The organism is Caballeronia catudaia (genome assembly GCF_001544755.2).
Classification (GTDB): Bacteria; Pseudomonadota; Gammaproteobacteria; order Burkholderiales; family Burkholderiaceae; genus Caballeronia; species Caballeronia catudaia.
This window is the reverse complement of sequence record NZ_FCOF02000023.1, coordinates 66,564-91,793: the sequence shown is the minus strand read 5'-3', so window position 1 is coordinate 91,793 and position 25,230 is coordinate 66,564. Positions and strand designations below refer to the sequence as shown.

The 25,230-nt window shown below is 62.1% G+C and carries 21 protein-coding genes and 2 CRISPR repeat arrays; of the genes, 5 read left to right on the top strand and 16 right to left on the bottom strand.

Annotation, left to right across the window (positions count from 1 at the left end; translation table 11 throughout):
- The first annotated feature begins 63 nt into the window (after nucleotides 1–63).
- Nucleotides 64–939 carry a formyltetrahydrofolate deformylase gene (gene purU, locus AWB75_RS22890; protein ID WP_061126331.1) on the top strand — a complete coding sequence of 292 codons (876 nt, stop codon included), beginning with the start codon at nucleotides 64–66 and terminating at the stop codon, nucleotides 937–939.
- A 791-nt stretch (nucleotides 940–1,730) separates the two neighbouring features.
- On the opposite strand, the gene AWB75_RS22885 is transcribed toward purU, so the two are convergent.
- From AWB75_RS22885 to AWB75_RS22845, 9 genes are all read right to left on the bottom strand, one after another.
- On the bottom strand, nucleotides 1,731–2,585 hold the full coding sequence (locus AWB75_RS22885; RefSeq protein ID WP_061126330.1) for a glycine betaine ABC transporter substrate-binding protein: 855 nt from the start codon (nucleotides 2,583–2,585) through the stop codon (nucleotides 1,731–1,733).
- Between the two features lie 141 nt (nucleotides 2,586–2,726).
- Nucleotides 2,727–3,962 (bottom strand): hybrid-cluster NAD(P)-dependent oxidoreductase, encoded by a 1,236-nt coding sequence (locus AWB75_RS22880; protein ID WP_061126329.1) that lies wholly within the window; start codon nucleotides 3,960–3,962, stop codon nucleotides 2,727–2,729.
- A 23-nt stretch (nucleotides 3,963–3,985) separates the two neighbouring features.
- A complete protein-coding gene (locus tag AWB75_RS22875) occupies nucleotides 3,986–5,284 on the bottom strand; it encodes an aromatic ring-hydroxylating oxygenase subunit alpha (protein ID WP_061126328.1) in 1,299 nt (432 codons plus the stop codon).
- 38 nt (nucleotides 5,285–5,322) lie between these two features.
- Nucleotides 5,323–6,081: a drug:proton antiporter gene (locus tag AWB75_RS22870; protein WP_061126340.1), complete on the bottom strand. Its 759-nt coding sequence runs from the start codon at nucleotides 6,079–6,081 to the stop codon at nucleotides 5,323–5,325.
- An 8-nt stretch (nucleotides 6,082–6,089) separates the two neighbouring features.
- The gene (locus AWB75_RS22865) at nucleotides 6,090–7,253 is read right to left on the bottom strand and encodes an electron transfer flavoprotein subunit alpha/FixB family protein (RefSeq protein WP_061126327.1); all 1,164 of its coding nucleotides are present in this window, start codon (nucleotides 7,251–7,253) and stop codon (nucleotides 6,090–6,092) included.
- 4 nt (nucleotides 7,254–7,257) lie between these two features.
- Nucleotides 7,258–9,174: a (Fe-S)-binding protein gene (locus AWB75_RS22860; protein ID WP_061126326.1), complete on the bottom strand. Its 1,917-nt coding sequence runs from the start codon at nucleotides 9,172–9,174 to the stop codon at nucleotides 7,258–7,260.
- 13 nt (nucleotides 9,175–9,187) lie between these two features.
- Nucleotides 9,188–11,251, bottom strand: a complete 2,064-nt coding sequence (locus AWB75_RS22855) for an NADH:flavin oxidoreductase (protein ID WP_061126325.1) — start codon at nucleotides 11,249–11,251, stop codon at nucleotides 9,188–9,190.
- Between the two features lie 29 nt (nucleotides 11,252–11,280).
- A complete protein-coding gene (locus tag AWB75_RS22850; protein WP_061126324.1) occupies nucleotides 11,281–11,811 on the bottom strand; it encodes a DUF5943 domain-containing protein in 531 nt (176 codons plus the stop codon).
- 36 nt (nucleotides 11,812–11,847) lie between these two features.
- Nucleotides 11,848–12,819 carry a dipeptidase gene (locus AWB75_RS22845; RefSeq protein WP_061126323.1) on the bottom strand — a complete coding sequence of 324 codons (972 nt, stop codon included), beginning with the start codon at nucleotides 12,817–12,819 and terminating at the stop codon, nucleotides 11,848–11,850.
- Nucleotides 12,820–13,257: 438 nt separating this feature from the next.
- On the opposite strand from AWB75_RS22845, the gene AWB75_RS22840 reads away from it, so the two are divergent.
- Nucleotides 13,258–14,265 (top strand): GlxA family transcriptional regulator, encoded by a 1,008-nt coding sequence (locus AWB75_RS22840; RefSeq protein WP_061126322.1) that lies wholly within the window; start codon nucleotides 13,258–13,260, stop codon nucleotides 14,263–14,265.
- A gap of 309 nt (nucleotides 14,266–14,574) precedes the next feature.
- On the opposite strand, the gene AWB75_RS22830 is transcribed toward AWB75_RS22840, so the two are convergent.
- The gene (locus AWB75_RS22830; protein WP_061126321.1) at nucleotides 14,575–15,105 is read right to left on the bottom strand and encodes a GNAT family N-acetyltransferase; all 531 of its coding nucleotides are present in this window, start codon (nucleotides 15,103–15,105) and stop codon (nucleotides 14,575–14,577) included.
- Nucleotides 15,106–15,144: 39 nt separating this feature from the next.
- A complete protein-coding gene (fdhA, locus tag AWB75_RS22825; protein ID WP_061126320.1) occupies nucleotides 15,145–16,341 on the bottom strand; it encodes a formaldehyde dehydrogenase, glutathione-independent in 1,197 nt (398 codons plus the stop codon).
- 215 nt (nucleotides 16,342–16,556) lie between these two features.
- Here fdhA and betI point away from each other — a divergent pair, with 215 nt between their 5' ends.
- From betI to betA, 3 genes are read left to right on the top strand one after another with little or no spacing between them, the layout of a single operon-like run.
- The gene (gene betI / locus AWB75_RS22820) at nucleotides 16,557–17,144 is read left to right on the top strand and encodes a transcriptional regulator BetI (RefSeq protein WP_061126319.1); all 588 of its coding nucleotides are present in this window, start codon (nucleotides 16,557–16,559) and stop codon (nucleotides 17,142–17,144) included.
- A gap of 25 nt (nucleotides 17,145–17,169) precedes the next feature.
- On the top strand, nucleotides 17,170–18,639 hold the full coding sequence (gene betB / locus AWB75_RS22815) for a betaine-aldehyde dehydrogenase (RefSeq protein WP_061126318.1): 1,470 nt from the start codon (nucleotides 17,170–17,172) through the stop codon (nucleotides 18,637–18,639).
- An 11-nt stretch (nucleotides 18,640–18,650) separates the two neighbouring features.
- Nucleotides 18,651–20,354 carry a choline dehydrogenase gene (gene betA, locus AWB75_RS22810; protein ID WP_061126317.1) on the top strand — a complete coding sequence of 568 codons (1,704 nt, stop codon included), beginning with the start codon at nucleotides 18,651–18,653 and terminating at the stop codon, nucleotides 20,352–20,354.
- A 60-nt stretch (nucleotides 20,355–20,414) separates the two neighbouring features.
- A CRISPR array of direct repeats spans nucleotides 20,415–20,930; the repeat unit is 28 nt; unit sequence GGTCTATCTCCGCGCACGCGGAGGAACC.
- A 92-nt stretch (nucleotides 20,931–21,022) separates the two neighbouring features.
- Nucleotides 21,023–21,294: a CRISPR direct-repeat array (repeat unit 28 nt; unit sequence GGTCTATCTCCGCGCACGCGGAGGAACC).
- Nucleotides 21,295–21,384: 90 nt separating this feature from the next.
- Here the strand turns inward: betA and cas2e are convergent.
- Genes cas2e through cas7e form a run of 5 tightly spaced genes read right to left on the bottom strand, consistent with a single transcriptional unit; the run spans nucleotide 21,385 to nucleotide 25,223 of the window.
- The gene (gene cas2e, locus AWB75_RS22805; protein ID WP_061126316.1) at nucleotides 21,385–21,687 is read right to left on the bottom strand and encodes a type I-E CRISPR-associated endoribonuclease Cas2e; all 303 of its coding nucleotides are present in this window, start codon (nucleotides 21,685–21,687) and stop codon (nucleotides 21,385–21,387) included.
- Nucleotides 21,659–22,543 carry a type I-E CRISPR-associated endonuclease Cas1e gene (gene cas1e, locus AWB75_RS22800; RefSeq protein WP_061126315.1) on the bottom strand — a complete coding sequence of 295 codons (885 nt, stop codon included), beginning with the start codon at nucleotides 22,541–22,543 and terminating at the stop codon, nucleotides 21,659–21,661. The genes cas2e and cas1e overlap by 29 nt, the downstream gene beginning before the upstream one ends.
- Nucleotides 22,544–22,559: 16 nt before the next feature.
- Nucleotides 22,560–23,306 (bottom strand): type I-E CRISPR-associated protein Cas6/Cse3/CasE, encoded by a 747-nt coding sequence (cas6e, locus tag AWB75_RS22795; protein ID WP_061126314.1) that lies wholly within the window; start codon nucleotides 23,304–23,306, stop codon nucleotides 22,560–22,562.
- Entirely contained in the window at nucleotides 23,303–24,040 is a 738-nt protein-coding gene (gene cas5e / locus AWB75_RS22790) for a type I-E CRISPR-associated protein Cas5/CasD (RefSeq protein ID WP_061126313.1), read from the bottom strand. Before cas5e ends, cas6e begins: the two co-directional genes overlap by 4 nt.
- A gap of 1 nt (nucleotide 24,041) precedes the next feature.
- A complete protein-coding gene (gene cas7e, locus AWB75_RS22785; RefSeq protein ID WP_061126312.1) occupies nucleotides 24,042–25,223 on the bottom strand; it encodes a type I-E CRISPR-associated protein Cas7/Cse4/CasC in 1,182 nt (393 codons plus the stop codon).
- Nucleotides 25,224–25,230 lie beyond the last annotated feature (7 nt).

The following is a 25,230-nucleotide window of genomic DNA, read 5'->3' as shown; positions in this document are numbered from 1 at the left end:
CTTTACTAGCGCGTACGCTTGCCGCATTTCGCGGCGCTGCAACCATCCGAATGTGGAGCACGCATGGCCGCCGATTCCCGCTTTGATCAACTGGTGCTTACCGTTTCGTGCCCGAGCGCGGCGGGGCAGGTCGCTGCCATCGTCGGGTTTCTGGAGCGGCATCACGGTTATATCGATGAGTTCACCGTCTTCGACGACGATCTCTCCGGGCGATTCTTTGTCCGCTGCGTGTTTCATGGTGCTGCTGTTGAACAAGCGCTCGATCTGGCGATGCTGAAGCGCGAATTCGAGCCCATCGCGGAGCGCTTCTCGATGACCTGGGCGATGCACGATCTCGCCGTGCGGCCGAAGGTGCTCATCATGGTGTCGAAGCTGGAGCACTGTCTCGCTGACTTGCTGTTCCGCTGGCGCATGGGCGAGTTGAAGATGGATATCGTCGGCATCGGGTCGAATCATGCGGATTTCGCGGCGCTGGCCGAGCAGCATGGCTTGCCGTTTCATCATCTGCCGATCACCGCCGATACCAAAGCGCAGCAGGAAGCGCGTCTGCTCGATCTGTTCGACACGTCGGGTGCGGAGTTGATGGTGCTTGCGCGGTATATGCAGATTCTTTCGGGCGAAACGAGCCGCAAGCTCGCGGGGCGCGCGATCAATATTCATCATTCGTTCCTGCCGGGGTTCAAGGGGGCGAAGCCTTATCATCAGGCGCATACGCGCGGGGTGAAGCTGATTGGCGCGACGGCGCATTTCGTTACTGATGATCTTGATGAAGGGCCCATCATTGAGCAGGAAGTTGAACGGGTCGACCATTCTTATAGTCCGGAGCGGTTGCTCGCCACCGGGCGGGATGTGGAGTGCATTACGCTTGCGCGCGCAGTTAAGGCTTTTGTCGAGCGGCGGGTTTTTATTAATGGTGAACGGACTGTCGTATTGCGTTGAGCGTTGAGCGTTGAGCGTTGAGCGCGGAGCGTTGAGCGCGGAGCGTGGAGTCCCGTTTTCGTGTCGGTTTATTAGCGTTGCCCCTATGCGGGGCAGCAGTCACTTTCTTTGCTGCTGCAAAGAAAGTAACCAAAGAAACAGCTATCCCCAGCCTAAGCACCTCACACCGGCCGCGGCACAGGCGATTGACCTAATGGCCCCCAGAGTAGCGAGTGCCCCCACAAAACTCACCGGGCTTGGATCGCGCACGGTCTGACACTTCGCATCACATAACTTGCTGGCTCAGCACCATTTAGCTCCGGCCCGCTTCGCGGCCGACCGGTCAAGCGGGTCTGCGCATGCTTCCTTGCTGACGTCTCTATCTCACCGCAAGTGCCTCCCTACCGTTGGCTTCCCTTGCATACCGGGCGGCAGCGCGTAGCGCTGTGCCGAAGCTATTCGTGCTGAGCCAGCGCACGTAGCGTTTTCGGGCGGCAGACCGTGCGCGGTCCACGCCTGATGGGACCTACGAGAACACTCGCTACTCTGGGTTCCATTCAGCCAATCGCCTGTGCCGCGGCCGGTGTGAAGTGCTTAGGCTGGGGATAGCTGTTTCTTTGGTTACTTTCTTTGCGTCGACCAGAGTTGGCGCTTTAGCGCTTACTCTGGTCCCGAGCAAAGAAAGTGACTGCCGCCCCGCACAGGGGCAGTGCTAATAAACCGACACGAATTCAGGATTCCACACAATAAAAAAAGCACCGCAAGGACAAATCCCCCACGGTGCCAGCGTTGCCCAACGCAAAAGAGAACCCTTACTTAGTCCAAGAATCCACACGATCCCCGTGAGCGCTAATCCAGGCATCCGCCGCAGCCTGCGGCTTCTCCCCATTCTGCGTCGCAAGCATCACGCTATCAATCTCACCCGGTTTCCACTGAAACTTCTTGAGAAACGCCACCACCGGCGGAGCCTTCTTCTCGAGCTCGGGATTCACGACGTTATCCACATGCTCGGCTTCCCCAAAAACCTTCTTGGGATCATCCAGAAACTTGAGCTTGTACTTCGCGAACATCCAATGCGGCTTCCAGCCCGTCACGATGATCGGCTTGTTCGCCGCTTCCGAACGGGCCAGTTCCGCCGTCATCGCCGAACCCGAACTCGGCAGCAACTTGTAGTCGAGGTTATACGCCTTGATAGCCTCGCTAGTCTTCTGCATCACGCCCGCGCCAGCATCAATCCCGACGATGCGCGAATCGAATTCCGCCTTCTTCGCTTCGAGATCGGAAAGACTCGACACATTCGCATACTCAGGCACGATCAAGCCAATTTTCGCGTCCTGAAAGTTCGGACCGAGATCCTGCACCTTCGACTTGAAGTTGTTCCAGTACGCGCCATGCGTCACCGGCAGCCACGCCGACAGCGTCGCATCCAGATCGCCGCGCGCGACGCCCTGCCACATCACGCCCGCCGCCACCGGCACGAGCTGCACCGGATAACCCAGCTTCTTTTCGATGATGCGCGCAGCAACGTTCGACGTCGCCACGCTATCGTCCCAGCCTTCCACGTAACCAATCTTGATGGTCGGCTTGTCAGCGGCGTTCACCACAAAGCTCGCGGTCAAGGCGGCAGACATCGCGCCAAGAACGAGCATTCTTCTCATCGATTTCATTCGGTTTCCCCTTAGCGGCCCACGCCGTGTAGTGAACAGAATCACCAGCCAGAATTGGCCCGTAGCGCACTTTTCCGACACTCAATTGTCCAGAAACGACGCTTCATTGCCTGTCTCCCCCATTCGGGGAACCTTCGATTTTTATTTGTCGACGACGAGATCGCTCAACGGCTTGCTGCAGCATAACAGCACCATGCCCTGATCGATCTCGCGCTGACGAATGCCGCCCGCATGCTTCATGTTCACTTCGCCGGAGACGAGCTTCACCTTGCACGTTCCGCACATGCCCTGCGTGCACGACGAAGGCAATCGGACGCCCGCCTTCTTCGCCGCATCCAGCACGTGCTCGCCTCTGCCGCATTCGATATCGCGCCGGCTCTTCGCAAAGTTGACCTTGAACTTCGTTTCGATCACGGACTCTTCAACCGGCTCCTCGACAGGCACAGGCTCATCGACAACAGGCGCGAAGCCAATCGCTTCTTCACGCGCCTCGACGAAATCCGTCTGCGTCGCAAGCGCATCGGCGACATGCGCAGTCGTGAGCTCCGCCGCCACTTCCTCGACGACACCGAACGAGAAGCTTTCCTCGTGATACTGCCTGCGATCGAAACCGCCCTGGTCGAGCAGATCGCGCACGGCCTTCATATACGGCGCAGGCCCACACGTAAAGACCTCGCGTTCCATAAAATCCGGCGCGGTCAGCTTGAGCAGCGGCAGCGTCAGAAAGCCCGTCACGCCCGGCCAGTTCGTGCGCGCGCCCACACGCTCGCAGACGAACGACGTACGGAAGTTCCTGTGATTCGACGCGATCAGATCCAGCTCGCGCGCAAAGATGATGTCGTCCGGCGTGCGCGCGCTATGCACGAAGACGATATCGGCATCGTCGCCGAGCTCGTGATACGCGCGGCTCATCGACATGAGCGGCGTGATGCCCGAGCCCGCCGACAGAAACAGATACTTGCGCGCCGGATGACGCGCGCACGTGAACTCGCCCGACGGCCCGAGCACGCGCACGGTCATGCCCGCGACCATGTTGTCGTGCAGCCAGTTCGACACCGGGCCGCCCGGCACACGCTTCACCGTGATGGAGATCGTGTGCGGTCGCGTCGGCGCCGACGAAATCGTATAGCAGCGGTTGATCTGCTCGCCGTCGATATCGAGTTCCAGCGTGATGAACTGCCCCGGCTGAAACGCGAACGTGCGTTCGCCGGGCGCCTTGAAGAAAAAACTCTTTACGTCGTGCGTTTCTTGCCGCACATGACAGCAGACGAGTGTCTCGTCCGTGTCGCAATCCCAGCGCCTGGGTAGCGCCCCCCAGAATTGCGGCTGGGTGACACGGCTTGAGGTCGGCTCGAACGTGGCCTGATCGCGCATCATGTTCTGCTCCTGCTACAGCGGCTTTAGCGCATGAAGGAAACGACTTTCTCGCCGTGCGACGCATCCACGCCGTGCTCGGGCGCATCCGCGTAATCGGCAAGACGCCCGATGTACCACTCGCAGAACTTCTCGACGAGCCCTTCCGTGAACGGCGAATACGGGCCCGGCTCATACGCGTTGCTCGTGACGCCGAGCTGCGAATACTCGACGAGCGTGCGATCCTGATCGTTCGTCGCGCGCCACACGGCCGTGAGATTATCGACGTCGTAGTCGATACCCTCGCGCGCATCCTTGTGCACGAGCCACTTCGTGCGCACGAGCGTTTCGCCCGACGCAAGCGGTAGCACGCAGAACGTCACGATGTGATCGCTCATGAAGTGATGCCACGAGTTCGGCTGCGTCCAGAACGACAGGCCGCCCAGGTCCGCCTGCTCGAAGCCGCCGAGCAGTTTCCTCGATGCGACCTTCGCGTCGAGCGTCTGCGATTCGCCATCGCGATCGAGCGGCAGGCGCTGCGTGCGAAAGCCCGTCACGAGATCGCTCAAACGTTCGATCTCCGCGGACGGCAGGGACATCGCTTCCCATTGCTTCGTGCGCTCTTCAACGGTCTTCTCGAACGCGGCCATGCCTTCTTCGTTCGCGGGCGAACGTTGATAACCGAAGCCGTATTCATAGAGCGAAATGGTCAGCTCCGGATGGTTCGCGACGCAGTGATAGCACTCGCGATTGTTCTCCATCGTGAGCTTCCAGTTGCCCTTCTCGACGATATCGATGCTCGCTGCGATCTTCGTGTCCTTCAGGCCATGCGGCGCGAGATACGGCTCCATCGCTTCGCGCATCACGGCGAAATCGGCGGGCGGTTCGTCGGCCAGGCAAATGAAGATCAGGCCCGCGAGATTCTGCACGTGCACTTTCTTCAGGCTGTGCTTGCAGCGGTCGAACTGATCGCCCATGTGCTCGGCGAACATCAGATCGCCGGAAAGGTTATACGTCCAGCTGTGATACGGGCACACGATATTGCCGAGCGAGCCTTTCTCCTGATTGCACAGGCGCGCGCCGCGATGCCGGCACACGTTGTAGAAGGCGCGGATTTCCATGTCGTCGTCGCGCACGATCAGGATCGAATCGTTGCCGATCTCGACCGTCGTGTAATCGCCCGGCTCGGGAATATCCGGTTCGATGGCAACCTGAATCCAGGTCTTGCGGAAAATGGCATCGAGGTCGAGCGCGTGGATTTCGTCGCTCGTATAGAACGGCGCCTCGAGCGTATGGCCCTTTTTGCGGCGTTCGATCAATGCGCGAACGTCTGCCGAAACTTTCATCGTGTGCACCTGTATGTGGGTCGATGTGTGTCGATAAATCAGTAATCGACGAGTTGATGCTCGCGCAAATACGCCAGAATCACTTGTGCTTTTTCGACGGAACTCCCTTCAATTACGACGCTGCCGCCGCGGCTTTCCGTCGTCGTCGCGGACAGCATGCGCGAGTGGCCGGAACGCTTCTCGGGAGCAGCGAGTTTCTTCGGCTTGGCCGCAATCGGGCCGACGCTCCAGGCCGTGCGTTCCTTGTCCGCGGGCGCGTTCGCGGCGACCGGCGCGACGTGTCCCTCGCGCATGCGCGCATAGGCGTAACGCGGCGTTGCATTGGCGAGCGGATGCACGGCGACGAGCGCGGGCAGCGGCGCGCGCACGCGGCGGCGCAAGCCCTTCGGCATGAACTGGCGCACTTCGACGCCTTCGTTCGTCACGCTGACATCGACAGCCGCGCCGACGAGCGGCACGTTCAACGCATCGGCGAGCTTGTAGGGCAGCGTGCCGCTGTCGAACGCGCCTTCCGCGCGCGTGCCGGTCATCACGAGCTGGTAGCCCGCGAGCCGTTGCGCCAGCGCCGCGCATGCATCGCCTTGCGTGTTGAGCACTTCGACTTTCGGCGCGCCGAGCGCGAGATATTCCGCTAGCGCCGGGTTCGCCGGATCGCCCGCATGCAGCACGTCGAGTTGCGCGCCGTGCTTCTTCGCGATACCGATGGCGATGGTCAGCGCCGCTGCATCGTTGCGGCTATAGCGCGGCGTGCCGCTGACGGGATGACGCCCGGTTGAAACGAGTACGGCAATCTTCATGCCGGCTTTCATACATAAGCTCCTTCGACCAAATGCGCGGCCTGCACGATCGATCCACCGCTGGCACGCGCGGCGCGCGCGGCGGCGGCGGCATCGGTCAACGCCTTGATCGTCTCTTGCGTGTCCGCGACGATCGTGAGGTTCGCGCGCTTTGCAATGGGCGCGCTGGCGTCGAGATTCACCGCGATCACGTGACGGCAATCCTTGATGCCCTGCAAATGCTGCACGGCGCCCGAGATGCCGAACGCGATATACACGCTCGCCTCGACGGTCTTTCCGGTCGCGCCGATCTGCTTGTCGCGCGTGAACTTGCCATCGTCGACGGCGACGCGGCTCGCGCCGATCGCAGCGCCCAATGTGCCCGCCAGCGATTCGAACGCGGCGATATCGGACACGCCATTGCCCGCCGACACGATGAAGTCGGCTTCCTCCAGCGCGACTTGCGCGGCGTCCATCTCTTCGATGCCGAGATCGACATAAGCGCTGGCTTTCGATGCAGGCACGATGTCTTGCGCCTCGATCGCTTCGCCCGCGCCGACGAACGGCAGCTTCGCATCGACGGCATTGGGTGCGATCAACACCACATCGGGCAATGCACGCGATGCGACCGCGCGCCCCGCATGCGCATACGACGCGACATGTGCGTGATCGAGCTCCACGACGTGCGTCGCAATCGACGCATCGGCGCGCGCGGCGTAGCGCCGGCCGAGATCGCCGTCGCCCGTCGCGTTGTCGGGCATGAAAACATGCGCGGGCGTGAAAGCCGCGACGCATGCCGTCAGCGCGCGCACTTCTTCATCGGGCGCGAAGCTGCGTCGATCGAACGCCGGCAGTTCGATATAACGATCCGCGCCGAGCGCGGCGGCATCGTCCTTGAACTCGCCGAACGCGATGAGCACGACTTCGGTCTGATCGTCCGCGAGCAATGCGGCGGCGGCGAGCGCCTGGCGCGCGTGATCGTCGAGCGCGCCGCGATCCGTGTGCGCCGCGACGAGCAGCGCGCGCGTCGCGGGCCTCGTCGTGCGGCGCGGCTTGGTCGCTTCCTTGTGGCCGCCGTGCGTGAAGTTCAGCACGACGCCGTTGCCAATCTCGCCGAGCGTGATGCGCTTCAGTCCATCGGCCGTGATGATGAAAGGACGGCGCGGGTCGATTCGTTTGATGTCGTTGTTCATCGCTTCACTCCAGCGCTGCGGCGACCAGCTCCGCCACGTCGAGCACTTCGGGACGAGGACCGACCACGCCTTCGAGCATCGCGGTGCATTGCGGGCAACCGACCGCGACCACTTCCGCGCCGATCGACTTCGCATCGGCGATGCGGATATCCGGGATGCGCTGCTTGCCGGGAATATCGGTCAGCGGCGCGCCGCCGCCACCGCCGCAGCAGCGCGCGCGCATGCCGTGACGTTCCATCTCGACGACCTTGATGCCAATGGTCTTCAAGAGCTTGCGCGGCGCGTCCGTTTCGCCGTTGTAGCGCCCGAGATAGCACGGATCGTGATACGTGATCTTCTTGTCGGCGAGCACGGCGGCGGCCTTCGGCGTGAGCTTGCCGCTCGCGACGAGCTCGGCCATGAACGCGGTGTGATGCTGCACTTCGTAGTAGCCGCCGAGCGCGCGATACTCGTTGCGCAGGCTATGCAGAACGTGCGGATCGGCCGTGACGATGCGGCGGAACTGATACTGCGACAGCGTGTTCATCAGCTTCGACGCGCATTGCTGGAACGTGGCTTCATCGCCGAGACGACGTGCGGTGTCGCCCGTATCCGTTTCGACACCGCCGAGCACGGCGTAATCGACGCCCGCCTTGTTCAGCACCTTCGCCAATGCGCGCAGCGTGCGCTGATAACGCATGTCGAACGCGCCTTCGCCTGCGATCAGCAGCACGTCGACGGGACGTCCCGGCTGCGCCACTTGCACTTGCAGATCGACGGACCAGTCGTAACGCGCGCCGATGTCATAGCCGTTCTGACTGCCGGTCTCGCGTAGATTCGCGAGCGTGATCGGGCCTTTGCCCGGCACATCGCCTTCCACTAGCGTCTGGTTGCGCCGCATATCGACGATTGCATCGACGTGCTCGATCAGCATCGGGCATTCTTGAACGCAGGCGCGGCACGTGGTGCATGACCAGATCGTGTCGGCTTCGATCATCTGCGAGATCAGGGGCTTGGCCGGACCGCCCGAATGCTTGCCGACCGGAATGCCGGGCGTCGGGCTGCCTGCGTATTGCGAGTCGGAACCGCCGACCATGCCGACGACGAGATCCTGAATCAGCTTCTTCGGATTCAACGGCTGACCCGAGGCGAACGCGGGGCACGCGGCTTCGCACTTGCCGCATTGCACGCAGGCATCGAAGCTCAGCAGTTGATTCCAGCGAAACTCGACCGGCTTGCCGACGCCGTATTCCTTCGCATCGAGCACGGGCTTTTTCAAGGCCGTCGGCGGCACGACATCATGTTCATGCTGCGTCTTCGCATGAAAGCGTTCCTGGCGCGGATGAAACGCGAGATGCAGGAGACCGGCCATCGCGTGCTTCATCGGGCCGCCTTGCGCGGCGCCGAAGGTCATCGTGTAGGCGCCCGCCGCGATCAGCAATGCGACGATGATCGCGAGCGAACCGGACATCCACGAAGCCGGCAACAGCGTGAACAACGCGAGACCCACGGCGAACGAGCCAAGCAGGAGCGGCAGGCTGTCCCACGGTCCACGCGACAGACGCGCGGGCACGTCCTTCGCGCGGCGGCGCTTGTATACGAACACCGCGCCGACGAGCATGATGATCGCCGCGAGGAAGATCGCGCGGTCGAGCCAGACCGAGTAGATAGCGAGACCGTAGTTGATGAAGACGAGCGCCATCGCGAGGATCGCACCGCCCGCGGTCGCGACGTGCGTCTTTGCGATATACGGATCGCGCGCCACGACATGATGCAGATCCACGAAATAGCGCTTCGGGATGGTCAGCAGATTCGCCCATCCATATGCGCCGGCCGTCGTCGCACGGCCTTCACGCCAGTAGGCTGCGCGCTTGAGCAAGGCGAAGGCCAGGCCCGCCATCGAAAGCCACAGCAGCGCGGTGATGACAAACACGGGGTTCATCGTCGATACCTCGTCAGAAGTCTTTGCAGAGGCGCAGCGAATCGTAGATCGCGCTATGGATGTTGTGCATCGAGATGCAGTCGCCGACGCGGAACAGCAGGAAGCGCCCGTTGCCGAGTTCTTCGGAGAGCGACGGCTGCGGCTGCGATGCGAAGAGCGTGTGCACGTCGGTCTGCCCGCGATTGAGCGACTCCGGCTTGAGCTTCCAGTAGAGCGCGTCATTGGGCGTGATGCCGTTTTCGATCACGACCTGATCGACCGCGCGTTCCTCCTGCTCCTCCGTGTACTCGTTGCGGAGCACGGCGATCTTCTTGCCGTCTTCCTCGTACACCTTGTCTAGCCAATAGTTAGGAGTATGGATTACGCCTTGCGCATAGAGCCGTCGATAGAAAATCGGGAACGTGGTGCCGCCGGTGTCGTCAGCGACTTTCACATCGGGCGTGACGATCTCGACGTTGTTGCCGCGCGACGCGATGAAGTCCGCGACGCCCGCGCCCGCATGCGTCGAGACGCCGTCATACACGAGCACGTTCTTGCCCGGCTCGACCTTGCCCGAGAGAATGTCCCACGAGCTGACGGCCAAACCTTGCTCGACGCCCCACGCGGGCACCTGACCCGTGAACGACGAACCGCCCGTCGCGAGCACGACGATATCCGGCTTCTCGGCCATGATCATCTTGTCGTCGGCGGCGACACCGAGACGGCGATCCACGCCGAGGCGCTTCGTTTCCATGTCGAACCAGCGCACGATGCCGGCCATCTGCTCACGCTGCGGCGCTTTCGCGGCGAGCATGATCTGTCCGCCGACATAATCGTTCTTCTCGAACAGCACGACGTCATGGCCACGCGAACGCGCGACACGCGCCGCCTCGAGACCGGCAGGGCCCGCGCCGACGACGACGACCTTGCGCTTCGGCCCACGCGTCTTCTCGATGACATGCGGCATCGTCTCTTCGCGCGACGTCGCCGCGTTCTGCACGCACAGCACATCGAGGCCGTTGTACTGACGGTCGATGCAATAGTTCGCGCCGACGCATTGCTTGATCTCGTCTTCGCGGCCATCGCGGATCTTGATGACCATATGCGGGTCGGCGATTTGCGCGCGCGTCATGCCGACGAGATCGATCATGCCGCTGGCGAGCAGACGTTCGGCCTGGCCCGCATCGCGAATGCTTTGCGCATGCATGACCGGCAGCTTCGTCACCGTCTTGATGCCCGCGGCGAGATGCACGAACGGCTCGGGCGGCAGCGCCATCGGCGGCATGCAGTTGGCGAGCGTGTTATGCGTATCCGCACCGGAGCCGATCACGCCGATGTAATCGATGAGGCCGGTTTCGGACATCGCCTGCGCGATCTCCTTGAGGTTCTCGTGAGAGAGACCGTCTTCATGAAACTCGTCGCCGCACATGCGCAAGCCGACGCAGAAATCCGCGCCCACCGCTTCGCGCACGGCCTTCAGGACTTCCGTGCCGAAGCGCATGCGGTTTTCGAGCGAGCCGCCCCATTCGTCCGTGCGGAAGTTGGTGCGCGGGCTCCAGAACTGATCGATCAAATGCTGATGCGCCGCCGAGATCTCGATGCCGTCCATGCCCGCATCCTTCACGCGCTTCGCGGCCGCCGCGAAGTCCTTGATGATGCGCTGGATCTCTTCCACTTCGATGATCTTCGCGTTGCCGCGATGCACAGGCTCACGCACGCCCGACGGCGACATCAGATGCGGCCAGTGCTCGCCGTGCCATGCGGAGCGGCGGCCCATGTGCGTCGCCTGGATCATGATGAACGCGCCATGACGATGCATCGCTTCGGCGAGACGCGACAGCGGATCGATGACCTTGTCGGTCGCGAGATTCACCGACTTCCACCAGCCTTGCGGACTGTCGATCGAAACGGAACTCGAACCGCCGCACACGGCGAGGCCGACGCCGCCCTTCGCCTTCTCCTCGTAGTAACGGATATAGCGATCACCGGGCAGGCCGCCCGGCTCGGCATAGACCTCGGCATGCGCGGTGCTGACGATGCGGTTGCGCAGCGTGAGCTTGTTAAGCTGGAGAGGCTTGAAAAGGTTCGGGTAACGCATTGCGATCGACCTCGGAATGGTGTCTTTGCTTACAGCGGCGATACTTCAAATACGCAATGAGCATGGCCTTCAGCAGCACATTGCGTTTCGATCGACTTCGAGCGCGGGCCTTTCTTCGCGTTGTCGGGCGCGGTGTCATTGACCCAGTCCATCGCGCCCGCGAACCAGCCCGCGAACATGTAGCAAAGCTTGCCTTGCTTGCCCGGTTGTTGAAGTACGAACGACGAGTGACGCAGATGAATGCGCGCATGCGACGTCGTCGGGTCGGCTTCGACGATGTCGAACAAGCCCCAGCCGCGTTGCGACAGACGCTTCAGGTAATGCTCGAACGTGGCCATGCCGCTGATGCCGTGCTTCTCGGCTTCCTTGTCGCACCAGTGATACGCGGACTTGTAGCCGGCCTTGTAGAGAATCTCGGCATACGTCTCGCGGCCGAGCGCTTCTTCGACGGCGACGTGATTGTTCGTGAAGAAATGGCGCGGCACGTACAGCATCGGCAGGGCGTCGGTGGTCCAAACGCCGGTTTGCGGATCGACGTCGATAGGCAGTTGCGGTTGCATCGCAGGGTTCCTTTATATTTGTCGTGGCTCTCAGATTCAGACGCTCCAGACTTCGCCGAAGTAGCGCATCCAGTTATCGCCCATGACTTTCTTGATGCGCGACTCGCTCCAGCCGGCCTTTTCCATTGCGGCGGTCAGGTTCGGGAATTCGCCGATCGTGCGAATGCCTTCCGGGTTCACCACCTTGCCGAAATTCGTCAGACGGCGATAACGGCCCTTGTCGTGCGTGATCCAGTCGAAGAATTCAGTGCTATAGCCTTGCGTGAAGTCGGTGCCGATGCCGACCTTGTCTTCGCCGATAACATTGATCACGTAATCGATCGCTTCGAGATAATCGTCGACGGTCGCGTCCGGGCCTTTCTTCAGGAACGGCGAGAACATCGTCACGCCGACGAAGCCGTTGGCATCGGCGATCTCGCGCAACTGGTCATCGGACTTGTTGCGCGGATGATCCTTGAGACCCGACGGGCAGCAGTGCGAATACGTGACGGGCTTCTTCGAGCAGGCGATCGCATCGGAAGAAGTCTTCGCGCCGACGTGCGAGAGATCGACCACGATGCCCACGCGATTCATCTCGTGAATCACTTCCTTGCCATAACCCGAGAGGCCGCCGTCCGGTTCATAGCAGCCCGTGCCGACGAGGTTCTGCGTGTTGTAGCAAAGCTGCACTACGTTCACGCCGAGTTCCTTGAATACTTCGATGTAGCCGAGGTTGTCCTCGAACGCATACGAATTCTGGAAGCCGAAGATGATGCCGGTCTTGTTTTCCTTTTTCGCGCGCAGGATGTCGTCGGTCGTGCGCACGAGCGTGAGGATTTCGCTGTATTCGCGGATCTGCTGCTTCATCTCCGCGATGTTGTCGATGGTCTTCTGGAAGTCTTCCCATACCGAGACGGTGCAGTTCACCGCGGTGACGTTGCCCTTTCTCATGTCCTCGAACACGGAGCGCTCGAACTTCGAGATATTCAGTCCGTCGATGATGATGCTGTTGTCGTGCAGGGTGCTCATCTGTGTGTGCTCCGTGTTGCCGGGTAGAGGGGAAGGACTTGGCTCTGGCGGGCTTTTCATCGCCCGGTCGATGCGGTGTCGGTGCGTCTATTCTTGACTTTCGCCTTGCCGGTCAATTTATGAATTCAGACGTGTTCTTTACCTTTTCCGACATGCGCGTCTGTTTTCGACAAGTGGCGATTTGCGATCCGGTGTAGCGAATTTTTTATTTGACCTGCTGCACTGCGTCGGAACGATCGTGCGCTATGGCAGTGCTTTCGCTGTCGCGCTTGGCCCCGCGCGGGTGCGTGGGCGCAGCGGAGCGTGACGGGCGCCTCGCATGGCTCAGGGTTTAGCCTGATGGCATGGTAGTTGCACTCGAAACCAAAATTGCGAAAGTGGCAAAGCGCCGCGACCTGAACTGCGCCAATCAATAGATTCCAAGGAATCAGTCCTCACATGTCCTCCGATCGCACGGCGTCGCTGTCGCACTTCGCGTTCATGCCGCTCCCCAACTTCACGATGATCGCGTTCACCAATGCGATCGAAGTGCTGCGCATGGCGAATTACCTGACGGGGCAGCCGCTCTATCGATGGTCCCTCGTGAGTCCCGAAGGCGGGCCGGTGACGGCGAGCAATGGACTTGCCGTCGATACGGGTCCGGTCGACTGCGTGGGCCAGCCCGACATCGTGTTCGTGGTCGGCGGCATCGACGTGCAGCGTGCGACTACTTCCGAGCATCTGTCTGCTTTGCGACGGTTTGCTCGCACTGGGAGCGTGCTGGGTTCTCTATGTACCGGGACTTATGCGCTGGCGCGTGCGGGACTGCTCGCCGGTTACGCCTGCGCGATTCATTGGGAAAACATGTCAGCGCTTAAAGAAGAGTTTCCCGATACGCGTTTTCTCAAAGAGCTTTTTGTGGTCGATCGCGATCGCGTCACGTGCACCGGCGGTGTCGCGCCGCTCGACATGATGCTCAATCTGATCGCTTCACGCGTCGGCACGGCGCGGGTCACGCAGATCGCCGAGCAATTCATCGTCGAACATGTGCGGGATACGTCCGCGCAGCAGCGCATGCCGTTGGTGGCTCGGCTTGGATCGGCCAACAAGTCGCTCTTTGAAGTCATCTCGTTGATGGAGAACAACATCGAGGAGCCGCTTTCGCGGGAGGAATTGGCGCGGCTGGCAGGGATGTCGCAGCGGCAGTTGCAGCGGCTTTTCCGCGAGCACCTTGGCATGACGCCTACGCATTACTATTTGACTTTGCGGCTTCGGCGCGCCCGTGAGTTGCTTCTTCAGACCGATATGTCGATCATGCATATCACAATGGCTTGCGGGTTTCAGTCCGCTTGCCATTTTTCTAAAAGCTATCGCGATGCGTTTGGAACCGCGCCGACGCGGGAACGCAGGAAGCAAGTGCCTTCTTTAGCTTCGGTTACTTCTCCTTCTTCCGTTTTGGTGGCCTAGGGTTTTTGTCGTGACAGCCTGATTTCGTGTCGGTTTATTTGCTCTGCCCCTGTGCGGGGCGGCACCTACTTTCTTTGCTGCTGCAAAGAAAGTAGGCAAAGAAAGCAGCTTCTCCCAGCCTAAGCACTTCACACCGGCCGCGGCACAGGCGATTGGCTGAATGGCCCCCAGAGTAGCGAGTGCCCTCAAAGGCCTAACCGGGCGTGGATCGCGCACGGTCTGTATCGCCGGGCCGCTTAACGAACTGGCGCAGCCCTTGCAAGCTCCGGCCCGCTGCGCGGCCGATGGGTCAATCGGCTTTTGTGGTTTTTATATCGCTATTCGTAGCCGCGTTTCACACACTTCACAACCACCCACCCTCTCCGTCCGGAATACCCCATCCAGCGCAAATCCCAGCGCCTTATAAAAGCGTAGCCCGCGCACATTTTCCTCCAGCGCCCAAAGCGTCATTTGCCGATAACCCTCGCTCGCCGCCGCGTTGATCGCTTCGTCTATCAACATCCTGCCCGCGCCCTCGCGCCAATGCGGCGGGTCAATATAGATCGCCTCGATTTCCGCATCCGTCTTTCCACTGTCGTAGTCGCGTGAAGCACCCCACGCAATCCAGCCCAACATCACTTCGTCACGCTGCGCCAGCATCACACGCGGCATGCCGCGCGCGATCAGTTGCGCCCATAGCACCTGACGCCTTGGAACCGAAAGGGAATCGAGATATACGGCGGGAAAGATCGAACGATAAGCGGCCTGCCAAGCCTTGACGTGGATGCGCGCGATCTCGGCGGCATCGTCGGCGACGGCGAGCCGAAAAGTAAGCGCAGTGCGGAGATAATCGGCGGTCATACCGTCAAGTATGCCGCCGTTTTCGATGCTGTTGCTAACTCATGCCGCTTTCAGCAGCCCATGCGGATCGATCACGAATTTGCGCGGCGCGCCACCATCGAACTTGCGATAGCCATCCGGCGCTTCATCGAGCGATACGACCGTCACGTTCACGATATCCGCAATCGGCAGACGGTCCCACAAAATCGCCTGCATCAGATTACGGTTGTACTTCATGACTGGCGTCTGGCCCGTGTGGAACGAATGCGACTTCGCCCAGCCAAGCCCCAGGCGGATGCTCAGGCTGCCCTTCTTCGCCGCGGCATCGACGGCGCCCGGGTCGTCGGTCACGTAAAGGCCCGGAATGCCAATCGCGCCCGCGGCCTTCGTGATTTCCATCAGCGAATTCAACACCGTGGCAGGCGCTTCATGGCCGCTGTCGCTGCCGTGGCCGTGCGCCTCGAAACCCACGCAATCGACCGCGCAATCCACTTCCGGCTTGCCGAGAATCTGCTCGATCTGCTCGCCCAGCGTCGCGTCCTTCGACAGGTTGATCGTCTCGAAACCCATCGCACGCGCGTGCGCAAGACGCTCCTCGTTCATGTCGCCGACGATCGTGCACGCCGCGCCCAGCAAGCGCGCCGATGCAGCCGCCGCCATCCCGACCGGCCCCGCGCCCGCGATATACACCGTCGAGCCCGGCCCGACGCCCGCCATCACCGCACCGTGATAGCCCGTCGGAAGAATATCGGACAGGCAAGTCAGGTCGCGAATCTTCGACATCGCCTGCGCTTTGTCGGGAAACTTCAGCAGATTGAAGTCCGCATACGGGACCATCACGTATTCCGCCTGCCCGCCAATCCAGCCGCCCATGTCGACATAGCCATACGCGCCGCCCGCGCGCGACGGATTCACGTTCAGGCACACGCCCGTGTGCTGCGCCTTGCACGTCGGACAGCGGCCGCACGCAACGTTGAACGGCACCGAAACGAGATCGCCGATGGCGAGCGTCTCGACGTCGCGCCCGACTTCGATCACCTCGCCCGTGATCTCATGGCCGAGCACGAGGCCGACTTCCGCCGTCGTGCGGCCGCGCACCATGTGCTGGTCCGAGCCGCAAATGTTGGTGCTGACGACTTTCAGAATGACGCCGTGGCCGATGTCGCGCCCGCGTGGATCGACCATTCTCGGATAGTCGATGGATTGCACTTCCACCTTGCCCTGCCCCAGATAAACGACGCCGCGATTGCTGCTCATTGATCGTCTCCTTGTTTCGTGGACGGCACGCGCGATACATCCGAACGATGACCACGCCCGTGCACCGAGCGTAGCGCCGCTGTGACCACGCGACCGACACTCAATGCGACGCGTGTTTGACTGAAACCGACATCGCCTTTGCGACCTCTTTATGTTGATTGACCGTTCAATATAAAAAAACTAGTATCGACGGACGATTTCCCTCGACTCGAACCATGCCCAAGCTCGGAATGCGCGAAATCCGCCGCGCGCAACTCATCGACGCCACGCTGCACACCATCGACCAATCCGGGCTCGCTGGCGCGACACTCGCATCGGTGGCGCAGCGCGCGAGCACGTCGACGGGCATCGTCAGCCATTACTTCGGCGACAAGGACGGCCTGCTCGAAGCCACCATGCGTCACGTCTTGCGCTCGCTGTGGCAGGGCACGTCGCGCCGCCGCAAGGCCGCGAAGCCTGATCCGCGTTCGAAGCTGCGCGCGGTCGTCGCGGCGAATTTCGATGTCGAACAGGTGAACGGCCCGGTCATGAAAACCTGGCTCGCGTTCTGGTCGGAGAGCATGCACAAGCCCGAGTTGCGGCGGTTGCAGCACGTGAACACGCGGCGGCTTTATTCGAACCTGTGCGCGGATTTCGCGCGTGCGCTGACGAAGCCCGCCGCACGCCGCGCCGCGAGCGGTCTCGCCGCGCTGATCGACGGGCTGTGGCTGCGCGGCGCGCTCGCCGGCGAGCCGTTCGACACGAAGGGCGCGCTGCGCGTCGCCTATGAATACATCGACCTCGTGCTGGAAGCGCGCGGTTAAGCCAATACTTTTAAGGGAGCGCGACATGTCCGCATTCGGAGAGCAACGGCTTTATATCGGCGGCGAATACGTCGATGCAACGAGCGGCGAAACCTTCGACACGCTCGATCCCGCCACGGGCGAAACGCTCGCGCGCGTGCAGCAGGCGTCGCAGGCTGATATCGACCGGGCGGTGCGCTCTGCGCGCGAAGGACAGCGCGAATGGGCCGCGATGACCGCGATGCAGCGCTCGCGCATTTTGCGGCGCGCGGTCGATCTGCTTCGCGCGCGCAACGACGAGCTCGCCGCGATCGAAACGCGCGACACTGGCAAGCCGATCGCGGAAACGCGCGCCGTCGATATCGTCACGGGCGCGGATGTCATCGAGTACTACGCGGGGCTCGCGACGGCCATCGAAGGCGAGCAGATACCCCTGCGCGAATCATCGTTCGTGTATACGCGGCGCGAGCCGCTTGGCGTGTGCGCGGGCATCGGCGCATGGAATTACCCGATTCAGATCGCGTGCTGGAAGTCCGCGCCCGCGCTCGCCGCCGGCAACGCGATGATCTTCAAGCCGAGCGAGATCACGCCGCTGACCGCGCTGAAGCTCGCGGAAATCTATCGCGAAGCGGGCGTGCCGGCAGGCGTCTTCAACGTCGTGCAAGGCGATGGACGCGTCGGCGCGATGCTCGCGGAGCATGTCGGCATCGAGAAGATATCGTTCACGGGCGGCGTCGAGACCGGCAAGAAAGTGATGGCGCGCGCGGGCGGATCGACGCTCAAGGAAGTGACGATGGAACTCGGCGGCAAGTCGCCGCTCATCGTCTTCGCCGATGCCAACCTCGAACGCGCCGCCGATATCGCGACGAGCGCGAACTTCTTCAGCTCGGGACAGGTATGCACGAACGGCACGCGCGTGTTCGTGGAACGCGGTGTCATCGACAAGTTTGAAGCCTTGATTACGCAGCGCGTGAAGCGCATTCGCATCGGCGCGCCCGATGATCCCAATACCAACTTCGGGCCACTCGTGAGCGCGGCGCAGTTGCAGAAGGTGCTCGGCTTCATCGAGAGCGGCAGGCGCGAGGGCGCGCGGCTCGTCACGGGCGGTGCGCGTCTCAGCGATGGCGCGTTCGCGCGCGGTCAGTATGTCGAGCCGACCGTGTTCGCCGATTGCCGCGACGACATGCGTATCGTGCGCGAAGAGATCTTCGGTCCAGTGATGAGCATCCTCGCATTCGATGACGAAGACGAAGTGATCGCGCGCGCCAATGATACGGACTACGGATTAGCTGCAGGCGTCGTGACGGAGAATCTGTCGCGTGCGCATCGGGTGATTCATCGGCTGCAAGCGGGCATTTGCTGGATCAATACGTGGGGCGAATCGCCTGCGGAAATGCCGGTCGGCGGATACAAGCAGTCGGGCATCGGCCGCGAGAACGGCATCGCGACATTGCACGCCTATACGCGCATCAAGTCGGTGCAGGTCGAGCTCGGTCCTTATCAGCCCGTGTTTTGAGGAGGTTGTCGATGAGCGCGAATGAATACGACTACATCATCGTCGGCGCGGGATCGGCGGGCAACGTGCTCGCGTCGCGTCTCACCGAAGACGACGACGTGACCGTGCTGCTGCTCGAAGCGGGCGGGCCGGATTATCGCTTCGACTTTCGCACGCAAATGCCGGCGGCGCTGGCTTATCCGTTGCAAGGGCGGCGCTATAACTGGGCATATGAAACCGAGCCCGAGCCGCATATGAATAACCGTCGCATGGAGTGCGGGCGCGGCAAGGGGCTGGGTGGATCGTCACTCATCAACGGCATGTGTTATATCCGCGGCAATGCGCTCGATTACGATAACTGGGCCTCGATGTCCGGTCTCGAGAACTGGAGCTATCTCGACTGTCTGCCGTATTTTCGCAAGGCGGAGACGCGCGATATCGGGCCGAATGCATATCACGGCGGCGATGGTCCCGTGCATGTGACGACGAGCAAGCCCGGCAACAATCCGCTTTTCGCGGCGATGGTCGAGGCCGGCGTGCAGGCGGGCTATCCGCGCACGGAAGATCTCAACGGTTATCAGCAGGAAGGCTTCGGTCCGATGGATCGCACCGTGACCGCGAATGGACGGCGCGCGAGCACGGCGCGCGGATATCTGGATCGCGCGAAGCATCGCGCTGGTTTGACGATCGTGACGCATGCGATGACGGATCGCGTGTTGTTCTCCGGCAAGCGTGCGATCGGTGTTGCTTATGTACAGGGCGGGCAGCGCGTGACGGCGCATGTGCGGCGTGAGGTGCTGGTTTGCAGCGGCGCGATTGCATCGCCTCAGTTGTTGCAGCGCTCGGGCGTGGGGCGGTCTGATTGGCTGAAGGAGCTGGAGATTCCCGTCGTGCACGATCTGCCGGGCGTCGGTGAGAACTTGCAGGATCACCTCGAGATGTATATGCAGTACGAATGCAAGGAACCGGTGTCCTTGTATCCGGCATTGCAGTGGTGGAACCAGCCGGCGATCGGGCTCGAATGGATGTTGAACGGCACGGGCATCGGGGCGAGCAATCAGTTCGAAGCGGGCGGTTTCATCCGCACGCGCGACGATGATCTGTGGCCGAACATCCAGTATCACTTCCTGCCGGTCGCGATCAACTACAACGGATCGAATCCGATAAAGATGCATGGGTTTCAGGCGCACGTCGGATCGATGCGTTCACCGAGCCGCGGACGCGTGAAGCTCACGTCGCGCGATCCGAATGCGCATCCGAGCATTCTTTTCAATTACATGGCCGATACGCTGGACTGGCGCGAGTTCCGCGATGCGATTCGCATCACGCGGGAGATCATGCGGCAGCCGGCGCTTGCGCGGTATCGCGGGCGTGAGCTGCATCCGTCCGATGACCTCAGCAGCGACGCCGAGCTCGATGCGTTTGTGAGGGCGAAAGCGGAGACGGCGTTTCATCCATCGTGCTCGTGCAAGATGGGATATGACGATATGGCTGTCGTGGATGGCGAAGGGCGCGTGCATGGGATGGAAGGCTTGCGCGTTGTCGATGCGTCGATCATGCCGCAGATCACGACGGGGAATCTCAATGCGCCGACGATTATGTTGGCGGAGAAGATTGCGGATCGGATTCGAGGGCGGGAGGCGTTGGAGAGGGTTAATACGCCGTATTTCGTGGCGGGTGGAAAAAAGGCGCGGGGGTTGAGGGGCGGGCTGGAGCGGGTTGGGGTTGCGGGGTGAGGGTTGGGTTTCTGGCTGGGCGGAGGCAAGTTCGGAATGTCGCGATCTGCTTCGGCCTGGGGTCTATCTCCGCGCGCGCGGAGGAACCTCGGGCGACAGCCAGACGAGCGCGACCGGCGCGGGTCTATCTCCACGCACGCGGAGGAACCACCACGCTTTTTCGTGACGTGTACGGCTGCGACGGTCTATCTCCGCGCACGCGGAGGAACCCGTGAGTCGGTCAGGTCGCGTTGCAGGAATTGGGGTCTATCTCCGCGCACGCGGAGGAACCGAAGTTCTCGCCCCTTCGGCCATCGATGCGCTGGGTCTATCTCCGCGCACGCGGAGGAACCCGCTCGGTGCGTTCTTTCATGCCCTTGAACCGGGGTCTATCTCCGCGCACGCGGAGGAACCCGTCTGCACGAAGCGAAACAGATTCACCTCGCGGGTCTATCTCCGCGCACGCGGAGGAACCGGCATGGCGCAGAGCCCGATTCTGAACGGCAAAGGTCTATCTCCGCGCACGCGGAGGAACCTTAGCTCGTGTAGGCTTCATTCTCCAACGATTGGGTCTATCTCCGCGCACGCGGAGGAACCCGGGGCGCGGTTGCCGCCCATTTGCCCGTTCAAGGTCTATCTCCGCGCCGCGGAGGAACCTGGACATGCTGGTCGGCGCGGGGCCGATGGTAGGGTCTATCTCCGCGCACGCGGAGGAACCCGAGGTCGGATCGTCGACCTGTCGCACGAAGATGGCCTATCTCCGCGCACGCGGAGGAACCCGTCCCGTCCTCGCCCATGATCCGCACGACGCGGGCCTATCTCCGCGCACGCGAAGGAACCTTCTGGTTTCGCGTATGCCCTTTGCGCTCAACCGGCCTATCTCCGCGCACGCGGAGGAACCCGTCCTTCTGGCTGAAGTCGAAGAGACGCGTGGGCCTATCTCCGCGCACGCGGAGGAACCTCTACCTCATAACCCCATGATCGAAAAGGAAGATTGCACGTTTGCATCCAATCCAAAACATCCAAATTTTCAAAGAACAAAACCACCCCGCTACCCCGCCATCGCCCGCCGCACGACATACATCCCGTCGACATCAACCAGCTCTCTCGGCGGCGTCCCCAAATGCGCGATGCCAATTCCCCCGACCGCATCCAGTTCCCGCCAGACCATCACGACACTGCCTCGCGGCTCATGCCCGTGCCAGTCGGCAAGCACCGACCACGTCCGCTCCCGCACGCCCTTGTTCATGCGCGGCGCGACATACACGCCCGCCGACACCTCGAGCATCACCGATCCCAGAAATCCACGAAACCGGTCCGCGACGTCACTCGTCACCACCACGACCAGCGCCATCGGTCTCCTCCTTCTCGTCCACACGCAGCACCTGCTTCACGCGATCGATCATCACGGCAATGACCGCCTTCTTGCGAAACACGCGCGCGGCCTCCCGCCGCACGAGCCGGTCGATCGTCTGATCGCTCCGCTCAGCCTCCTTCACCGCAGCGAAGGCGATGGAAAGCGTGACGTCATCGCGGAAAAGATCCGCGATATCGAGCACGAAGGCTTGTCCCGAATCCTCGTGGATGAATCCCAACTGAGGTATTGCAGCCAGCGCCTGCACCGCGATGGCCGCCGCAGCCTGCACGGCCGTCGCCGCATGATTGATCGCCTGATTCGGCAGATCGGCCGCGTCCGGATTCGTGCGGTCATAGCGACGCCCGTCCCAGTCGATACCAAACTGCTGCGCGCGCAGCCGATAAATCGTCTTCACGCGCGCGCCTTCGATGCCGCGAAGCGTGTCGAGGTCGCGATGCGGGAACACTTCACCGAGACGCAGCGCATACATGTGCCGCGCGACGGATATGCGCCTCCGCGGACTGCCCCACAACTCCGCTTGCCGACGCGCGATGTCCGAGCGATCCGCCATCAACGGCGGCGCAGTGTACGTGCGCACTCCATCGACGCCCACCGCCGCCAGCAGCGTGCCGTGACGCGCCAGCAGACGCAGCGCATCGTGAGTCACGCTGCTGCCGGGGCCGAGCAAAATCATCGAGACCGACTGATGCGGAATCTGATCGACGTGCCGCCCGCTCGCAAAATGCAGGCATCCGTCGATCACGCTGAGCTCGCCGCGTTCGAGCCAAAGCAGGCCATGACGGTCCGCATGCGCAACCCGCGATGTGTCGAGTCCGAGGCGCCCCTTCAGCACGCGCTTCCTTCGCGGCTCATGCCGATATCGAAGCAGGCTTGAGCCGCAACATCCCGAATCCGAACGCGCGATGACGCCCCACGCCGCGCGCAAGCAAGCCCGCGAACGCCTCGGTATCTTCGATGCGCAAATGGCCGCAGAACACCGCATCGGGGCCACCGACACGGCGCGCGGCCCGCTTGCCATCCGAGCCTGACGCCGCCTTGGTCCGGCGCACCGAAGTCGTCACCTGAAAGCGCGTCATGCGCGATTCGATGATTTCGGCGGCGCCCGTCGCGATGAACTGGCGAGCGAGCCATTGCTTGTACACCGGCTCCCGCTGGACCGACTCCTTGACCTCCGCACGGTCCCGCGCAGCGCCATAGACATCGTGTTGATGCCCTTCCTTGTCTCGAATGACGGGACATACCCGCACTTCGAACCCCAACACGCGCCCTTCGGTCCACTGCGTCGGGAACTCGCGGATGCTCAAGCCACTGCTGCCCCGCACCGCGTCCAGACCGAGCAGCGCGGCGATATCGGGACTCGCAAGCGATGCCGCCTCGCGCAACTCATCCGCTGAAGAGGGACAGTAACCAAGCAGACCACTGTGCTCATCGCGATAGTAAAAAGGCTTCGGCGCACGTTCTCCGAACGCGCTGCCCAACGCGGCATGCAACGCATAGCCGACGTCGCCGCCCGGCGGAAGCCAGCCCTGCCGTGCGGCCCAAGGCACCAGCTTGCGTAGATCGGGCTGGCAGTGAATCAGATTCAATGTGGTCATGCTGGCAGTTCCGGCAATGTCGACAAATCCGCGGGCGCGATATGCGGGCCGGTTCCCTCGAACACTGCGCGCCATCCTCCGTGCACACCGGTTTTCCAGTTGCGTTCATCGCATACGTCCAACGCTCGCGCGTTCTTCAACGTGCCCTCCTTCAGCGGCCACTGAAAGCGAAACTCGCGCTGATCAGACACTGGCGCAAGTTGCAAGGCATTCAGCACATCGTCTGCATCGACGATACCGATAAGCAAACGCCCCGACGGCAGACACGGCTTGCGTCCGATTAACAACGGCCGCTGCGGATGATCGAGCGCATGCGCGATGGTCTCGAGCGTCGGCTCTTCGTCCGCCGGTTCGAGCCGCAGCGCGACGAGCGCATCGAGCCGCGCGTGATAGTCGCGATATCGCAGATGCGGGCTCTTGTACGAAACGTCGCCGCCGCGCCGTTTTTCCGGCTCGCCGAGCGTGGTCCAGCCGGCGTCATTCGCACCGAGTTGCGCCGTCTGAAAATCGACGAGCCGCTCGCCGCCGTCGTCGAGGCGCGTTCCCATGACAAGCCGCGCCTGCAATCCATCCAGCAAGGCAAACTCGCTTCGCTCCCAGCCGAGCGCATTCCCGATCAGGCCCGTCACCATCGACAAGGCCGGAAAGTCGCGAATCACGCCATAGTTGTCGATCGCTTCGCCGCCGAACGCCACGAGCGGGGCGCGCAAGCGCATCAGCAAATGTCTGCGCATGTCACGCGCCCTCGACGATGCGCGCCTGCGTCCACTTGCCGAGTTCAGCGAGCGAGACGCGCTCCGCGTTCGGCATGCTCGCATCGTCGAGCGACATGAAGCGCCGAGCCAGCGATGCCCCGTACGCGGCATCGTGCTTATGCAACTCGCCCGCCAGTTTGGCGACGGCATCGTGGCGGGCGTGGGTTCCCGCCTTCATCGAAAGCGCGGTTTCGAACGCGCCGGCAAGCGTGCGCGGCTGCCAGTCGCCGGTTTCGACGAGCATCAGGCTCGCATGACTGAACGGCGCAGTGGAGCCGCGCTTGGCTCCGGGGCTGACGGTCGCGATCAGATGCAGCAGGTTATGCACGACCTGTCCCGCAAGCGCGCGCCGTTCGCACGGCACATCGAAGCATTCGGCCACGCCGATGCCTTCCAGATTCGCGACGAGCTGCGGCACATCGACGACGACATATCCGTAATACAGACCCGAAGCGAGTTCCGTATCGAAGATGCCCGCCGAGCCGCGTTCACCCGTTTCGCGCAGCAGATCGTCGACGACGGTGAAATAGTCGTTCTCGACCTGCGCCTCATGCACCGTGAACGAATGCGCGACATACACGGCGGCATCGCGCGAAGCGAGAACGTCCGAGGTCACCATGCGGCCGAACAGCGCCGACTCCAGTCCGCTACCGTGCTTCAGCGCTTCGATGTTTGATTTCTCTTCTTTCAGGAAGTCCTTCATTGCGGCTTTCAGGGCTTGCTCGTCCTTGTAATCGCGGGCGAGCGCGGCGCAGCGCGCAACGAGATAGTCGATCTCCGCCTTGCCGAGCAACACGGCCTGGCCGGTCTCGAGCGCTTCCTTGCCCTTGAGATCCTTGCCCGCCTTGTCGAGCAAGCCTCCGTGACGGAGCGCTTCGGCGGCGGCTTGCGCGAGTTCTTCCGGAACGTTCCGTGCGATCAGCTCATCGCGAATCAGCCTTAGCGTGATACGCGAGCGGATGGCCATCGGCACATCGAGCGACGCAAGCGAATGATGATCGTCCGCCACGCGCCAATGCCGCTTCAGACATTGCGACGAGATGCGCGTGCGAATGGCATCGCCCATCGGAAGGCGTTTGGCGAGCCCGGCGTCGTCGCGGTTGAGCAGCGCGGCGGGATAACTTTGCAGCGTGTGAATCTGGATGAAACGCGGTTGCGGCATGGTGAAT